Origin of the sequence: Mesorhizobium sp. M0037 (assembly GCF_040323635.1) — a bacterium.
Lineage (GTDB): Bacteria > Pseudomonadota > Alphaproteobacteria > Rhizobiales > Rhizobiaceae > Mesorhizobium.
Genome location: NZ_JAMYVB010000003.1, coordinates 101,114 through 114,626, shown reverse-complemented (window position 1 = coordinate 114,626; position 13,513 = coordinate 101,114). Strand labels below are relative to the sequence as shown.

Sequence of the window (13,513 nt, the reverse complement as noted above, 5' to 3'; positions counted from 1 at the left end):
AAGCCGAGGTCTGGCTTTTCTGGGACTGCCCGAGGTTCTAGCCGCGCTCCTTCATAAGCCGGCCCTTTTCGCGCGACCAGTCGCGCTGCTTTTCGCTCTCGCGCTTGTCGTGCAGTTTCTTGCCGCGGCCGACCGCGAGCAGCAGCTTGGCACGGCCCTGGTCGTTGAAGTAGATTTTCAGCGGCACCAGCGTCATGCCTTCGCGGTCGATGCTCTGCGCCAGTTTTGCCATCTCGCGCTTGTTGAGCAGCAGCTTGCGGCGCCGTCTGGGCTCATGGTTGAAGCGGTTGGCCTGCAGATATTCCGGCAGATAGGAGTTGATCAGCCAGATCTCGCCGCCCTCGACCGAGGCGTAGCTGTCCTGGATGTTGGCCTGGCCCTGGCGCAGCGACTTGACCTCGGTGCCGGTCAGCACAAGGCCGGCCTCGACGGTGTCGAGCACCTCATAGGAAAACCGCGCCTTGCGGTTTTCCGCAACGGTCTTGTTGTTGGGATCGGCTTTTCTGACTTGGTTCATGATGTGGAGAGGTGGCGCCTCATCCCTAGTTTATCAAGCCGGCGTGCTTCATCGCCGCATCGATCTTCTCGGCGGTCGATGGCTCGATCGTCACCAGCGGCGAGCGCACCACGTTCTCGACCTTGCCAATTTTCGACAGCGCGTATTTGACGCCGCACAGGCCGGGCTCGAGGAAGATCGCCTTGTGCAGCGGCAGCAGACGGTCCTGCAATTCCAGCGCCTTGGCGCTGTCGCCGGACAGTGTGGCCTCCTGGAACTCGGCGCACAGCCGCGGCGCGACATTCGACGTCACCGAGATGCAGCCGACGCCGCCATGGGCGTTGAAGCCGAGCGCCGAGGCATCCTCCCCTGAAAGCTGGATGAAATCCTTGCCGCAGGTGGCGCGCTGTTCGGACACGCGCTCGACCTTGCCGGTGGCATCCTTGACGCCGACGATGTTCTGGAAGTCGTGCGCCAGCCTGCCCATCGTCTCCGGCATCATGTCGATCACCGAGCGCGGCGGGATGTTGTAGATGATGATCGGCAGCTTGGTCGCCCTGGCGACAGCGGCGAAATGCTCGTACAAGCCGCGCTGTGTTGGCTTGTTGTAGTAAGGCGTGACCACCAGAGCGGCATCGGCGCCCGCCTGCTCGGCATATTGCACCAGACCGACCGCTTCCGCGGTGTTGTTGGAGCCGGCGCCGGCGACGACCGGAGCGCGGCCCTTGGCCACATCGATGCAGACCTTGACGACATGGCGATGCTCGTCATGCGACAGCGTCGGCGACTCACCGGTGGTGCCGACCGGGACGAGGCCCGTCGTGCCCTCGCCAAGTTGCCATTCGACGAAAGCGCGAAAGGCTTTCTCGTCGAAACGTCCGCTCTTTTCGAACGGCGTCACGAGCGCAGTAAGCGAGCCTCTCAGCATGTCGTCCAACTCCTTGGGACTTGTTTGTTTATGCATGTCGTCGTCCCAAAACCGGTTCCCACTTTTGGGCGACTGCATCGGGCGCCTTCTAGCCGAAAGCGAAGCCGCGCACCATAGTCTCGACACTGTTGCGCGGCAACCATGCCGATGGTGCCAGCAAGCGCAATTCGAACGGCCTGCATAACCCTTTGTTTACGGGCTCTTCACGACCTAAGTCTAGGCTCTCGGGCACCTGGGCTTGCCATCTAAAGTGCCGCAACAGGGAAAGATCAGGATCATGCCGGCCAGTCGGCCACTCCGCTTCATATTGCTTGGCGCCGTTGCCCTGCTGATAGTGGGGACGGCGGCAAACGAGAGCGTCGACGAGCAGACGACCTCATCGATCCCGATGCCTGACATGCAAGACAGAGCGCAGACCGATGCGCCCTCCGCCAGTATCGTCGTGCTGAAAAGCGGTCTCGACGCATTGGCCACCGGCGATATCGCCGCGGCACGAGCGGTGCGCGAAACATTGCCGGCCAATTCGCTGGACCGTCATATCCTGGCCTGGGCGATCGCGCTCTATGGCGGCGACCGTGTGCCGAGCAGCGAGATTGCCGATACCGCAAAGATGCTGCCGAACTGGCCGGGCACCATGGCCTTGCGCAAGAACAGCGAGCGCGCGCTCTACCGCGAAAACCCCTCGCCGCAGACCGTGGTGAAAGCCTTTGACGGCAGCCAGCCGCTGACCTTTCAAGGCGTGGTCATCCTTGCCCGTTCTTATGTAGCTCTTGGCAACACCAAGGCTGCGCTTTCCGTGCTGTCGCCATTCTGGCGCACCGAGAAGCTGGAAGCCAGGGACGAGGCGGCCGTCAGCAAGGAGTTTGGCGCCATCATTCCGGCTGCCGACCATCGTTTCCGCATGGAACGGATGTTTTATGCCGACCGGGAGAATTCGGCACTGCGGGTCGCAGCCCTTGCCGGCGCGCAACCGCTGGCCGATGCCTGGGCCGCCGCCTCGCGTGGCGACAAGAACGCGGCCAAGCTGTTGAACGCGGTGCCTGCCGCGCAGCAATCGGCCGGCTATTTCTTCGCGCAAGCCGAATATCTGCGCAAGCAGCGGAAGTTTGCGGACGCCGCCGCGGTGATGATGAAAGCGCCAACGAACCGCGACGCGCTGGTCGATCCCGATGCCTGGTGGGTCGAGCGCCGCGTGCTGTCGCGCGCACTGGTCGACCAGGGCGACTGGAAGACCGCCTACAAGATCGTTGCCGCGCATGCCGCCGAAAGCCTCGCCAGCGCCGCCGAGGCCGAATTCCACGCCGGCTGGTATGCGCTGCGCGGCCTCAACGATCCTGCGACGGCCTCGACCCATTTTGCCCGCATCGCCGATCTCGCGCAGGGACCGATGTCGCTGTCACGCGCCTATTACTGGCTTGGCCGCGCGGCGGAAGTCGGCGGTCCCGGCAATGCGAAGGATTATTTCACCAAGGCGGCAGCCTATGGCACCACTTTCTACGGGCAGTTGGCGGCGGAACGGGTTGGCTTGCGCACGCTGAACATCGCCTATCCCGAGCCAAGCACTGCCGACCGCCAAAGCTTTGACGGCCGCGAAGCGGTCAGCGCCATCAAGCGGCTGCAGGAGGCGGGCTACGACCGCTATGCCGAGACGCTCTACCGCGATCTCGCCGGGCAGTTGACCAGTCCCGGCGAGCTGGCGCTGCTTGCGGTGCTGGCGGAAAAGCAGGGCAATCATTTCATGGCGCTGAAGATCGGCAAGATCGCCGGCGCGCGCGGCATCGACGTCGGCGCGCTGTCGCATCCGCTGGGCGTCATTCCCGACACCGCCGACATTTCCGGCTCCGGCAAGGCGCTGGCCTATGCGATCGCTCGCCAGGAAAGCGAATTCAATGTCGGCGCCGTCTCCAGCGCCGGCGCGCGCGGCCTGCTGCAGCTGATGCCGGGCACCGCCAAGCAATTGGCGAAGAAGGCAGGACTGAGCTTTTCCCAGGATCGGCTGACCAGCGATGCCGGCTACAATGCGACGTTGGGGGCTGCCTTCCTCGGCGAGCAGCTCGACCGCTTCGGCGGCTCCTATGTGCTGACCTTCGCCGGCTACAATGCCGGCCCCAACCGCGCCAGCCAATGGGTAGCCAAGTACGGCGACCCGCGCGGCAAGGGCATCGACGCCGTCGTCGACTGGATCGAGCGGATTCCCTACACCGAAACAAGAAGTTACGTGCAGCGCGTGATGGAGAATTACGAGGTCTACAAGATGCGTATTTCGGGGAAGTACGACATCGTTGGGGATTTGGTGAACGGGCGGGGTTGAGGCGGCAGAGCTGTCGCCATGGGCAGACGTTGGCGATCCTTCGCGCCCCCCTCTGGCCTGCCGGCCATCTCCCCCACGAGTGGGGAGATCAGCTGTCATTGCCGATTTCGCCAATCTCCAACGTCGAAGGAAGGGCGTAGCGCCTGAACCGCCAATCTCCCCCCTCGTGGGGGAGATGTCCGGCAGGACAGAGGGGGCGCTGTCCCTCCGACATTTCCAAGAGTGTCAGCTTGCCGACAACCCTCGATTTGACCGCTCCCACCCTCGCCTGTAGCAGACGGAGACAATCCGGCCAGGGAGTCCTTTCAATATGTCGAGCACCGACGGCTTTTCCGATTTCTTCTACACAGCGCCGGACGGCCTCAGACTTCACGCTCGCATCTACGGTGAGACAAACTCGGGAAACTGGCCGGTGGTCTGCCTGCCCGGCCTGACCCGCAACGCGCGCGACTTTCATGAGTTGGCGCTTTATCTGTCGCAGCGGGCCGACAATCCGCGCAAGGTCATCGCCTTCGACTACCGTGGCCGCGGCCAGTCCGCTTACGACCCTGATATCGGCCACTACACTATCGGCATCGAGGCCGGCGATGTCCTCGACGGGCTGGCTGCCCTGGACGTCGAGGAAGCGGCCTTTATCGGCACATCGCGTGGCGGACTGATCATCCACGTGCTCGGCGCGCTGCGGCCAGCCATACTGAAAGCCATAGTGCTGAACGACATCGGACCCGTGATCGAGGCCGCGGGGCTGGCCCATATCCAAACCTATCTCGACCCGGCACCGAAACCGAAGAGCCGCCATGAGGCGATCGATGCGCAACGCGTCGCGCACGGCGCGGATTTTCCCGCTCTGACCGCGGCGGATTGGGAGCGGATGGTGTCGGCCCTCTACCGCGAGACGGACGAAGGCCTCCTGTTGCCGGATTTCGACCCCCAACTGGTCGAGACGGTGGCGGGCCTCGACCTCAGCAAGCCGTTGCCGGATCTGTGGCCGCAGTTCGAGGCGCTGGCGGCGATACCTTTGCTTGCCATTCGCGGCGCCAACTCGAAACTCCTGTCGGCCGACACACTCGACGAGATGCAAAAGCGTCATTCCGGCATGGAAGCGATCACCGTCGAGGGCCAGGGCCATGCGCCCTTCCTGGAGACAGGCAATCTGCCGGGCGCCATCGCGGCTTTCCTGGATGAAGCGGAATGTTTGGATCGGATAAGTAAACCCCAAGATCAAATCTGATCCTGGGGTTGTCGTGGCAGTATATGAAAGCCTTTGGTAACTATTTGGCTTTCGAGCTTTTCCGGGGCGCCTTGGGTGCCTTCGCCGCTGCCGCTTTGCTTTTTTGAGCAGGCGCTGGCACTGAGGCCGTGGTCAGCGGCGATGCGAAGGCCGAGCTTTTTCCGTCGCCGGACAGCCCTTCGCCGCGGGGCGTTTCCAGCACGACGACGCAGCCGTCGAGATCGTTGGTGGCCAGATGCGCATAGCGCATGGTCATCGAAAGCGTCTGGTGGCCAAGCCACATCTGTACGCGCCGGATGTCGATGCCGCCCTGGACAAGACGCGAGGCACAGGTGTGACGCAAGATGTGCGGAACCACCTGGTCGTCGGCGCCGAGACCGACTTCGGCCTTGGCATCGTTCCAGATGGCGCGAAACTGTGCCTGGCTGAGTTTGGTGAACGGACCCTTGGGCCGGCGGCCCTCTGACGGGGGCAGTTTGATGACCTCCTTGACCCGCTCGGTCATCGGGATGGTGCGGCTGCGGCCGGATTTGGTGATCCAGAACGAGACGCGATGTTCCTGGATGTCGTTCCAGATCAGTCCGAGCGCTTCGCCAAGGCGGCAACCGCTGTCGACGAGAAAGACCGAGAGACGGTAGGCATCCTCGCTGCGGGTCCTGATGGCGGCGAACAGCCTTGCTTCTTCGTCCCTTTCGAGGAAACGAATCCGTCCCGCCCGCTCCTTCTGGCGGCGGAACTCGGGCAGGCTGTGGATATCCCCCATCTTGTAAGCCTTGCGCAGCAGTTTGCTGAGGGCAGCCATCTTTCGATTGATGGTTGCGTTGCTGTTGCCGCGCTGGCGCAAGGTGCCGATAAGATTGTCCAGGGTGCTCTGGTCAAAGGCGCTGAACCGTTCTCCGAGGAGAATCTCGTCTATTTCGCCGATGAAGGAGCTGACATTGTATTTATGCCGCCCATCATCCCAGAGTATGTCTCGGTATGCTGAAAAAAGCTCTCCGACCCGGTGCGACTTTACTTCTCTGATCTTGTTGTAGCTGTATTTTATCTTCGCATTTTGAGAAGAGAACATTGAGAAATGTTCGGAGGGGTCACCCTCTTGTATCGCGTCGATGGTCATAAATTGCCACACCCCCGAGTGGATAGAGTCAGACCTACCCGCTTGGAAGCGTCCTTTCAAGAGATTTAATCACGCAGTTGTGAATTCATCCGCCCATCAGCGGATCCCACGAACTCACCCTACGGACTGTTCAGCTGCCGATTCCCCCTGTTCCTTCTGCTTGCCTTGTTCCAGTCACGAAACAAAAACAGCCCGGGCGTAGATGCGCCCGGGCTGAATTTCACCTGTATAAACCCAGCCCTTAGAACGAGCGCTGGAAGCGGAGCATGCCGCCGATGGCGTCGTCATCGCGGGCATCGGTCCAATCGGAGTCGCCAACGTTGATGTAGTCGACTTCGGCCGTGACCGTGAAGCCGGGAACGACGTCGTAGGCGATGTTCGCCGCGGCGCCGAAGTTCTTGTCTTCGTCATACGAAAGCTGGACGTTGAACGAGGTCTTCTCGTTGATGGTGTAGGTGCCACCACCCCAGACTGCCCAGTTGCCGCCCCACTGCTTGTAGAAGCCGCGGCCGCCGGCCGGGATTGCCCAGGTCGGATCCGACAGGTTGTCGTCGGTGCCATAGCCGCCAATGATGAACAGCGACAGGTTCTGCATCGGGGTGACGTCCAAACGCACCTTGCCGGCGACTTCTTCGTAGTTGCTGTCGTAAGCAATCACGCCGGTGATGGCGCCCCAGCCCTGTGTGTACTTCAGACCGCCGACGACATGCGGAACATAGCTGTCGATGGTGCCGACGACGCCAGAGCCTTCTTCGAGCGAGAGGACGGCGGAGAAGCCGTTGCCCGCATCGAAGTAGTACTGGATGACGTTGGTGTCGAAGCCGCCGTAGGGGACCAGCGTATCCTGGATGACGTTGCCGGCATAGCCGATGAACGTATTGAAGGCCGATTCGTCTTTACCGACGCGCAGGCCACCGAGCTGGATCCAGGCGAAGTTCAGCGAAACGCTCTTCATGCCGGCCGGATTGCTATCGAAAGCGGTTTCATCGACGAGGGGGGTGTTCGGATCATCAGCGATGTTGGTGGCGTACCGATTGTTGTTGCCGAAGTTGAAGCGGGTCTCGGTGTAGGTCTTCAAGGTTCCGAGTTCGGTTTCCTGGCCGGTCCAGGTCTTGAAGGTGGCGCGGGCATTCTTGTACCAGGTGTCCTGCGCGTCACCATCTTCGTGGTCGAGCGACTCCGCACCCGTGAATGCGCCGACGTCGCCGGCGCCGATATCGTAGCGGACATAGCCGCCGATGCGCAGGCAGGTTTCGGTGCCGGGAATGTAGAAGTAGCCCGAGCCGTAAACGTCGCAAATCTTGACGTATTCAGCCGGTTCCGGCTCGGCGACGACGACGGCGTCGGCGGCGCGCGCACCGGAAACTGCGATCAGGGCCGCAGCGGAGCCGAGGAGAAGGCTCTTAATGTTCATTTTCTGACCTCCAGTCAAAAGTTAAAAAACGGGTCTGGGTATTCTTTGCTGAAGGACAGCGTTCCCTGCCCCATCCCCACTACCGAAAAAGATGCGCACCGCGCCGCTCCTTCGAAATCGACATTACCCATGAGGCGGCGGCGTTCAACCACGATCGTACCGGCGAAAGGGCTATGCGGGCGCTATCCCCATGCGTTGTTGCACAAATGACACGATTTGGCCTCAGTCAGAAAGCTCTCATTAACTATCGAAGGGCCCGCAAGGCTTATCCAGCGCCGCGCAATGCGGCCGAATCCGGCGATGGCCGGCCAGAATTGCGGCCATGTCGCCGACTCGCCAGCCAGGGAACTGCCGTAGAATCGCCGCATGCAAAAGGCGCCGCTGCGGCCGAATGCGGATTTTTCAACGATTATCGCGCCGGCTTGTTGATTGTGCCGGCGCTTTTCTCTATCCAGCGGCGCAACGGAGAGGTGGCCGAGTGGTCGAAGGCGCTCCCCTGCTAAGGGAGTAGAGGTCAAAAGCTTCTCGTGGGTTCGAATCCCATCCTCTCCGCCATCCTGCTTCGCTCTTCGAGCTTCGCAGGACAAGCCCAACCCTCAGCGCGAAGCAGGATGGCGGAGAGGATGCCCTCCGAAGCCTTGGCGTAGAAGGGCCGGACCGTGTGGTGTGCTACGTGCCGCACAGCGTACGCCCAGACAATCCCTTGCAAAATTCGATTGGCAGTCCTGCTTCGCTCTTCGAGCTTCGCAGGACAAGCCCACCTCAGCGCGAAGCAGGATGGCGGAGAGGATGCCCTCCGACGCCCGGCAAGGGAGAGCAGCTCATGTGGTATGTGTATCTTCTGGGGAGTGCGGCTGCCGAACGCGAACGCTATATCGGCATAACGACGGACCTGAAACGACGGCTTGTCGAGCACAATGCGGGGAAATCCAGCCATACATCCAAGTTTCTGCCGTGGCGGATCGTCACCTATATGGCCTTTTCGAACCAGGGCAAGGCAGCTTCATTCGAGCGCTATCTCAAATCCGGTTCAGGGCATGCTTCCGCAAACAAGCGCCTGTGGTGATGGCCGCATCACCCGCAGCAAAGTTCCATTTTTCAATAGACCTCAACAATAACAACTGATTACAGCGAAAACGCCTGTCGCCGGCTTCACTGTCTTGTTCGATTCTGACTGGAGGTCAGAAAATGAACATTAAGAGCCTTCTCCTCGGCTCCGCTGCGGCCCTGATCGCAGTTTCCGGTGCGCGCGCCGCCGACGCCGTCGTCGTCGCCGAGCCGGAACCGGCTGAATACGTCAAGATTTGCGACGTCTACGGCGCCGGCTACTTCTACATTCCCGGCACCGAAACCTGCCTGCGCATCGGCGGCTATGTCCGTTACGACATCGGTGCCGGCGACGTGGGTTCGTTCGATGGTGCGAGGTCCTTCGACCATAAGGATGGCGACGAGCAGGATACCTTCTACAAGAACGCCCGTTTCACGCTGAAGACCTGGACCGGCCAGGAAACCGAACTCGGCACCTTGAAGACCTACACCGAGACCCGCTTCAACTTCGGCAACCGCAACGGCTACCCCTCGGCAGACGATCCGACGACCGAAGCAGACGAGTTCAACTCCAACCCTGCCGGCAACAAGAACGTTTCGCTGAACTTCGCCTGGATCCAGCTCGGTGGCCTGCGCGTCGGTAAGGACGAATCGGCCTTCGACACGTTCATCGGCTACGCCGGCAACGTCCTCCAGGATACGCTCGTTCCCTACGGCGATTTCGATACCAACGTCGTCCAGTACTACTTCGATGCGGGCAACGGCTTCTCGGCCGTGGTCTCTCTCGAAGAAGGCTCCGGAACCGTTGGCACCATCGACAGCTACGTTCCGCATGTCGTCGGCGGCGTGAAGTACACGCAGGGCTGGGGCGCCATCACCGGCGTCGTCGCTTATGACAGCAACTACGAAGAAGTCGCCGGCAAAGTTCGTTTGGATATCACCCCGATGCAGAACCTGTCGCTCTTCATCATGGGCGGCTACGGCACCGACGACAATTTGACGGACTCGAGCTATGCGATCGACGCCGGCGGCCGCGGCTTCTACAAGCAGTGGGGCGGCAACTGGGCTTTCTGGGGTGGTGGCACCTACACCATCAACGAGAAGACCTCGTTCAATGCCCAGGTCTCGTATGACGAATGGAAGAATCTCGGTGTTGCCGCCAACATCGCCTACGACGTTGTTCCCGGCTTCACGGTCACGGCCGAAGTCGACTACCTCAATGCAGGCAAGTTCGACGACGCCAATTTCTCCAACTTCACCAACGCCGACAAGAAGAGCAGCATCGGCGGTCTCCTCCGCTTCCAGCGCTCGTTCTAAGACGCTCAGCCTGGCTGAAAAGCAAACCCGGCGGGCAACCGCCGGGTTTTCTTTTTGAAGCGCCCGTCGCCATTGGCTGCAGTGCTGGCCTTCAAAAGGGTTGCCGCCTACCGGCGGTCAGGTCGTAGAGCGTGGCCACCCGCGCCGATTTCATCACGGGCGTGATGGCCACTATTTCCAGCCGCGCCAGAACTTGCGCCGTCCTATTGGGCACGCTAGCAAGAAGGCCCATCTTCTCGTGAGCCTTTGCCATGCGCCAGCGCCCTGCCCTCACGCCGCTTGTCGGCGCGCTTCCCTCCACGGTGCCGTTTGTCGGACCGGAAGCGCAGGAGCGCGAGCGCGGACGTGCTTTTCGCGCCCGCATCGGCGCCAATGAAAGCAGCTTCGGGCCTTCGCCGCGCGTTATCGCCCGTATGGAGCGCGTCGCGCGTGACCAGTGGATGTATTGCGATCCCGACAATTACGATCTGAAGCAGGCTGCGGCCCGCCATCTCGGCGTCGGCGCCGAAAACGTCATGGTCGGCGAAGGCATAGACGGGCTGCTCAGCCTGGTGGCGCGCATGTATGTCGCGCCCGGCGACGCAGTGGTCACCTCGCTCGGCGCCTATCCGACCTTCAACTTCCACATTGCCGGCGTCGGCGGCCGGCTGGTCACGGTGCCTTACGAGAACGACAAGGAAAGCCTGGACGGCCTGCTCAAGGCAGTCATCAAGGAGAAGGCGCCGCTGGTCTATCTCTCCAATCCGGACAATCCGATGGGCAGCTGGTGGGAAGCAGGAGATATCACCCGCTTCGTCGAAGCGTTGCCGGAAACCACCATGCTGGTGCTCGACGAGGCCTATGGCGAATTGGGGCCGGCCTCGGCGCTGCCGCCGATCGATGTCGCGCGATCCAATGTCATCCGCATGCGCACCTTCTCCAAGGCATACGGGCTGGCCGGCATACGCTGCGGCTATGCGGTGGCGGAAGCCGAGGTGATCCGTGACTTCGAGAAGATCCGCAACCATTACGGCGTCAGCCGCATGGCGCAGATCGCCGGCGTCGAGGCGCTGGCCGACCAGGACTGGCTGCACACCGTGGTGGCGCGAGTCGCTGCCGGCCGCACACGTATAGCCGGGATTGCGGAGACGAACGGGCTGAAGCCGCTGCCATCGGCGACCAATTTCGTCACCATCGACTGCGGCCAGGACGGCGCCTTCGCGCTGAAAGTGCTGCAAAACCTTTTGTCGCGCGACGTTTTCATCCGCAAGCCGATGGCGCCAAGGCTCGAACGTTGCATCCGGGTCAGCGTCGGCCTCGATCATGAACTCGACATCTTTGCCGAGGAACTGCCCGGCGCACTCGCCGCGGCGCGGGGAAACTAGCGCCGCCGATTGCCATCGCAACAGAGCCTGCCGAGGCCGCCAAGGCCAAAACAGAATCAGCCGCGACCCCGACTCCGTCGATCCAGCAGCAATCCGAAGTCAAGCCTGTTGCTTTCGTCCGATTCCGCGCCAGTTTCTGTGCATGGGAGGCAACGATGGATGACCGGCAAAGGGCAGTGCAGGCGCGTGTGCATGGCAAGGTGCAAGGCGTCGGCTACCGGATGTGGGCGCGAGGCGAAGCGACAGGGCTTGGCCTCGTAGGTTGGGTACGCAATGAACGAGACGGCACCGTGACGGCCTGGATTGCCGGTGCCGATGCTGCGGTTTCCACAATGATCGAACAGCTCCGGCAAGGGCCAAGGGGAGCTTCGGTTTCGAAGGTCGAGACCGAGGAATTCGAACTCCTCGACGCGCCCATCGACTTTCGGATCATCGTCTAGACGGAACCACTTTGTTGCCGCTTGAATTAATTGAACGTTCGTTTTATTACTGGGGATCGGGAGACGTTCATGGCACGCACAACGGGATCCGACGGCGAAAAAACTGAAGCGGCCGTCCGGGAGGCTGCGGTCAGCCTGATCGCCCGCTTCGGCTACGAGGCAATGTCGATGCGGCAGCTTGCCGCCGAGGTCGGCGTCCAGGCCGCCGCGCTCTACCGCTATTTTCCGACCAAGGAAGACCTGCTGTTCACGCTGATGCGCGAACATATGGAAGGGCTGATCGAAGCGTGGGACGCCGCACGCCCCGACGCTGCCGATCCGGCAACGCGGCTTGCCGCCTATGTCGAAAACCACATCGCTTTCCACATCGAGCGCCGCCACTCCACCCATGTCTCGAACATGGAATTGCGCAGCCTGTCGCATGACCGGCTGACGCAGATACTGCGCATGCGCACCGCCTATGAGAAGGAGTTGCGCGCCATCCTGCGCGACGGCGCGGAGGCCGGCGCCTTCAGTGTCGATGACACCGGGCTCACTGCCATGGCCCTGATCCAGATGATGACCGGCGTCATCGTCTGGTTCCGGCCGGGCGAGCGGCTGTCGATGGCTGAAGTCACGGCGACATATCTTTCAATGACAATGCGCCTGGTTGGCGCGAAGATCGAAATCGGGGAGGAACGGCATGTACACGAACACACTCAGCTTCGGGCATGACGAGGACATCGAGGCGCTGCGCGATCTGGTGCGCCGCTTTGCCCAGGAGAAAATAGCGCCGATCGCTGCCGAGATCGACCGCAGCAATCAATTCCCCACGCATCTGTGGAAAGAGCTCGGCGCGCTCGGCCTTCTCGGCATCACCGCCGATCCCGATTTCGGCGGCAGCGGCATGGGCTATCTTGCCCACGTCATTGCGGTGGAAGAGATTTCGCGCGCCTCGGCCTCGGTTGGTCTCTCCTACGGCGCCCATTCGAACCTCTGCGTCAACCAGATCAACCGCTGGGCGACGCCGGCGCAGAAGGAGAAATTCCTGCCGGCATTGTGCTCGGGCGAAAGGGCAGGTGCGCTGGCCATGTCGGAATCGGGCGCCGGCTCCGACGTCGTCTCGCTCAAACTGCGCGCCGAAAAGCGCAACGACCGCTATGTGCTCAACGGCTCGAAAATGTGGATCACCAACGGCCCCGACGCCGAAACGCTGGTGGTCTACGCCAAGACCGATCCGGAGCGGAAATCGCACGGCATCACCGCCTTCATCGTCGAAAAGACGATGGCCGGCTTCTCGGCATCGCCAAAGCTCGACAAGCTCGGCATGCGCGGCTCCAACACCGGCGAACTGGTGTTCGACAATGTCGAGGTGCCCTATGACAATGTGCTGCATGAGGAGGGCCGCGGCGTCGAGGTCCTGATGTCGGGCCTCGACTACGAGCGCACCGTGCTCGCCGGCGGACCGCTCGGGCTCATGGCGGCCTGTCTCGACGTGGCGATCCCCTATGTGCATGAGCGCAAGCAGTTCGGCCAGCCGATCGGCGAGTTCCAGCTCGTGCAGGGCAAACTTGCCGACATGTATTCGACGATGAACGCCGCGCGCGCTTACGTTTATGCTGTCGCGGCTGCCTGCGATCGCGGCCAGACGACACGCAAGGATGCCGCTGGCTGCGTGCTGTTTGCCGCCGAAAAAGCGACGCTGATGGCGCTCGACGCCATCCAGCTGCTTGGCGGCAACGGCTATACCAACGAGTATCCGACCGGCCGGCTGTTGCGCGACGCCAAGCTCTACGAGATCGGCGCGGGGACCAGCGAAATCCGCCGCTGGCTGATCGGGCGCGAGATCATGGCGGAAGGGGTGTGAGC

General features: G+C 61.9%; 13 protein-coding genes and 1 tRNA gene. 9 read left to right on the top strand and 5 right to left on the bottom strand.

The window, feature by feature from the left end; genetic code table 11:
• Window positions 1–37: 37 nt before the first annotated feature.
• Together smpB and dapA are read right to left on the bottom strand one after the other, a co-directional pair.
• On the bottom strand, window positions 38–517 hold the full coding sequence (gene smpB, locus NKJ78_RS07470; protein ID WP_023687280.1) for an SsrA-binding protein SmpB: 480 nt from the start codon (window positions 515–517) through the stop codon (window positions 38–40).
• 25 nt (window positions 518–542) lie between these two features.
• Window positions 543–1,424, bottom strand: coding sequence for a 4-hydroxy-tetrahydrodipicolinate synthase (dapA, locus tag NKJ78_RS07465; RefSeq protein WP_023822747.1), 882 nt, complete (start codon window positions 1,422–1,424; stop codon window positions 543–545).
• Between the two features lie 277 nt (window positions 1,425–1,701).
• Here dapA and NKJ78_RS07460 point away from each other — a divergent pair, with 277 nt between their 5' ends.
• Window positions 1,702–3,735 (top strand): lytic transglycosylase domain-containing protein, encoded by a 2,034-nt coding sequence (locus NKJ78_RS07460; RefSeq protein WP_352459650.1) that lies wholly within the window; start codon window positions 1,702–1,704, stop codon window positions 3,733–3,735.
• A gap of 310 nt (window positions 3,736–4,045) precedes the next feature.
• Window positions 4,046–4,966: an alpha/beta fold hydrolase gene (locus NKJ78_RS07455; RefSeq protein WP_023829057.1), complete on the top strand. Its 921-nt coding sequence runs from the start codon at window positions 4,046–4,048 to the stop codon at window positions 4,964–4,966.
• A gap of 40 nt (window positions 4,967–5,006) precedes the next feature.
• Here NKJ78_RS07455 and NKJ78_RS07450 read toward each other — a convergent pair whose 3' ends face one another.
• Window positions 5,007–6,083 carry a tyrosine-type recombinase/integrase gene (locus NKJ78_RS07450; RefSeq protein ID WP_023829058.1) on the bottom strand — a complete coding sequence of 359 codons (1,077 nt, stop codon included), beginning with the start codon at window positions 6,081–6,083 and terminating at the stop codon, window positions 5,007–5,009.
• Window positions 6,084–6,324: 241 nt separating this feature from the next.
• Window positions 6,325–7,497: a porin gene (locus NKJ78_RS07445; RefSeq protein WP_286487506.1), complete on the bottom strand. Its 1,173-nt coding sequence runs from the start codon at window positions 7,495–7,497 to the stop codon at window positions 6,325–6,327.
• A gap of 464 nt (window positions 7,498–7,961) precedes the next feature.
• Between NKJ78_RS07445 and NKJ78_RS07440 the strand changes: the two genes are divergently transcribed.
• The 3 genes from NKJ78_RS07440 to NKJ78_RS07430 all read left to right on the top strand — a co-directional run bounded on the left by NKJ78_RS07440 (window position 7,962) and on the right by NKJ78_RS07430 (window position 9,861).
• Window positions 7,962–8,052: transfer RNA gene (locus tag NKJ78_RS07440), tRNA-Ser, on the top strand.
• Between the two features lie 268 nt (window positions 8,053–8,320).
• Window positions 8,321–8,563 (top strand): GIY-YIG nuclease family protein, encoded by a 243-nt coding sequence (locus tag NKJ78_RS07435; RefSeq protein ID WP_023829059.1) that lies wholly within the window; start codon window positions 8,321–8,323, stop codon window positions 8,561–8,563.
• A gap of 122 nt (window positions 8,564–8,685) precedes the next feature.
• The gene (locus NKJ78_RS07430; protein ID WP_023743754.1) at window positions 8,686–9,861 is read left to right on the top strand and encodes a porin; all 1,176 of its coding nucleotides are present in this window, start codon (window positions 8,686–8,688) and stop codon (window positions 9,859–9,861) included.
• Window positions 9,862–9,952: 91 nt separating this feature from the next.
• Here NKJ78_RS07430 and NKJ78_RS07425 read toward each other — a convergent pair whose 3' ends face one another.
• A complete protein-coding gene (locus NKJ78_RS07425) occupies window positions 9,953–10,114 on the bottom strand; it encodes a hypothetical protein (RefSeq protein WP_023687272.1) in 162 nt (53 codons plus the stop codon).
• Between NKJ78_RS07425 and NKJ78_RS07420 the strand changes: the two genes are divergently transcribed.
• The 4 genes from NKJ78_RS07420 (at window position 10,113) to NKJ78_RS07405 (ending at window position 13,511) form a co-directional block, all read left to right on the top strand.
• Window positions 10,113–11,225, top strand: a complete 1,113-nt coding sequence (locus NKJ78_RS07420; protein WP_023692834.1) for a pyridoxal phosphate-dependent aminotransferase — start codon at window positions 10,113–10,115, stop codon at window positions 11,223–11,225. The genes NKJ78_RS07425 and NKJ78_RS07420 overlap by 2 nt on opposite strands.
• A gap of 155 nt (window positions 11,226–11,380) precedes the next feature.
• Window positions 11,381–11,665, top strand: a complete 285-nt coding sequence (locus NKJ78_RS07415; protein ID WP_352459652.1) for an acylphosphatase — start codon at window positions 11,381–11,383, stop codon at window positions 11,663–11,665.
• Between the two features lie 69 nt (window positions 11,666–11,734).
• A complete protein-coding gene (locus NKJ78_RS07410; RefSeq protein ID WP_023692832.1) occupies window positions 11,735–12,379 on the top strand; it encodes a TetR/AcrR family transcriptional regulator in 645 nt (214 codons plus the stop codon).
• Window positions 12,348–13,511, top strand: coding sequence for an isovaleryl-CoA dehydrogenase (locus tag NKJ78_RS07405; protein ID WP_352459653.1), 1,164 nt, complete (start codon window positions 12,348–12,350; stop codon window positions 13,509–13,511). The genes NKJ78_RS07410 and NKJ78_RS07405 overlap by 32 nt, the downstream gene beginning before the upstream one ends.
• The last annotated feature ends 2 nt before the right edge of the window (window positions 13,512–13,513 follow it).